The 1,680-nt window shown below is 68.0% G+C and carries 3 protein-coding genes; all 3 read left to right on the top strand.

Going from position 1 to position 1,680, the window contains the following annotated elements; all coding sequences use genetic code 11:
* Window positions 1-156: MerC domain-containing protein (locus tag JHC57_RS22415; protein ID WP_294032764.1), on the top strand; the 156-nt coding region annotated here is incomplete at its 5' end.
* 89 nt (window positions 157-245) lie between these two features.
* A complete protein-coding gene (locus JHC57_RS22410; protein WP_294032763.1) occupies window positions 246-710 on the top strand; it encodes a Fur family transcriptional regulator in 465 nt (154 codons plus the stop codon).
* A gap of 31 nt (window positions 711-741) precedes the next feature.
* Window positions 742-1,581 carry a hypothetical protein gene (locus JHC57_RS22405; RefSeq protein WP_294032762.1) on the top strand — a complete coding sequence of 280 codons (840 nt, stop codon included), beginning with the start codon at window positions 742-744 and terminating at the stop codon, window positions 1,579-1,581.
* Window positions 1,582-1,680 lie beyond the last annotated feature (99 nt).

The raw sequence follows: 1,680 nt of genomic DNA, 5'->3' as shown, positions 1-1,680 counted from the left end.
GGCTATATGATGCCCTTCGCGGTCGGCAGCTTCGGGCTCGGCATGATGGCGGGCGCGCTGTCGCGGCCGCACGATGGCAGCGAAGTGGTCGCGACGATGATCGGTGTCGCGGTCGTCGCCCTGGGCCACGACCTCAACCGCCGCGCGCGGCACTAGGTACTGCCCGCAGCTTGCGGGCGCCCCCTAAACAGCCTACATTGGGACGATAGTTAGCGCGGGATTTCCCACGCCCCGAGGAAACGCCAATGGGCAAGCATGATCATCCGCACGTCGAGGCCAGCGGCGCCTCGCTCGCCAGGGCGGCGCAGGCCGCGCTCGAGGGCGCGGGCGAAGCGTGGACCGACATGCGCGCCGAGATTTTCGATGCCGTCGCCGAAATCGGCAAGCCTGCAAGCGCCTATGAAATCGCCGACATCGTCTCGCAAAAGCGCGGCAAGCGCGTCGCGCCGAACAGCGTCTACCGCATTCTCGACCTGTTTGTCGCCAACAACCTCGTTCGCCGGGTCGAGAGCGCCAACGCCTTCGTCGCGAACAGCCATCCCGGCTGCCTCCACGACTGCATCTTCCTGATCTGCGACAGCTGCGGCACCGCGGTCCACGTCGACGACGACAAGCTGTCGACCGGCGTCCGTGCCGCCGCCGAAAAGACCGGCTTTGCCGCCGAACGCCCGGTGATCGAGGTGCGCGGCAAATGCGCCGAGTGCCAATAAGGTGAGCCGCCGCGCTCCACCCGACGGTTGAATGCCGCTCGGGGGGCTCCAGCATTGGATCGAGGCACAGCGGACCCGCCCGCCCGCACCGACGCGCCTGTGGTATTGGACGCTGGCTTTCGGCATCGCGACGCTGCTCTTCAGCTTGCACCTGACGCAGGTCTTTCCGCAAACGGGGTACGACATCGCGCCCGGCTATGGCGCGCCGGTGCTGGCGTTCGAATTCGCCGGCAGCCAAGCCGACCTCGAAGCGATCTTCGGCTTTTTCACCGACCCGCAGCAGGTGACGCGCCTCGCCGCGATGCGCGCCGGCAACGAGCAGGACTATCTCTATATGCTGCTCTATGCCGGTTTTCTCGGCTGCGGCTGTTTCGCGCTGTGGCGCGAACTGCGGCACCGCGCATGGCTCGCCGCCGCGGCGCTGCCCGTTGCCGCGGCGCTCGGCGATGCGTATGAGAACTGGCTGCTGTTCGACATCCAGGCGGCCTTCACGCTCGGCGAATATTCGCCCGCGATGGCAAGCCTGCCCTGGCCCGTCGCCGCCAAATTCCTGACTCTCGCCGCCACCAACGTCCTGATCGGTGCAGCGGCGACGCAGCTTGGCCGCTGGTGGGCGCTGTTCGGCACGCTCGCGATCCTCGCCGCGATCCCGACCGTGATGGCAGTCATCACGCCCGCCGCATTCGCCTGGGCGCTGATCCCGTCGGCGGCGGGCGGCTGGCTGCTGCTTCTCGCGCTTGCCGGAGCGGGCAGCTGGCAGGCGCTCACCCGCAAACGCCCCCTCGTCGACTGGAGCCACACGGCGCCCGAACCCGCCATGCCGGACGCCGTCCCGTCTACCCGGCACGTCTTCGGCCGTCGCCGCACCTGACCCCTTGTCCACCCCGGCCGTGCAGGTCTAGGGAAGCCGCGAAACCCCAAAAAGGGCGAAAGGCTGCACATGAACACCGTGATCATCCGCGAAGACGAC

Source organism: Sphingopyxis sp., from assembly GCF_016463645.1.
Lineage (GTDB): Bacteria > Pseudomonadota > Alphaproteobacteria > Sphingomonadales > Sphingomonadaceae > Sphingopyxis.
The sequence above is the reverse complement of the archived record's forward strand: the minus strand, read 5'-3'. Positions and strand labels throughout refer to the sequence as shown.

Bases quoted from the DNA above. Each gene is read 5' to 3' on its own strand.
- JHC57_RS22405 (WP_294032762.1), top strand. From the start codon at position 742: ATGCCGCTCGGGGGGCTCCAGCATTGGATCGAGGCACAGCGGACCCGC.
- JHC57_RS22410 (WP_294032763.1), top strand. From the start codon at position 246: ATGGGCAAGCATGATCATCCGCACGTCGAGGCCAGCGGCGCCTCGCTC.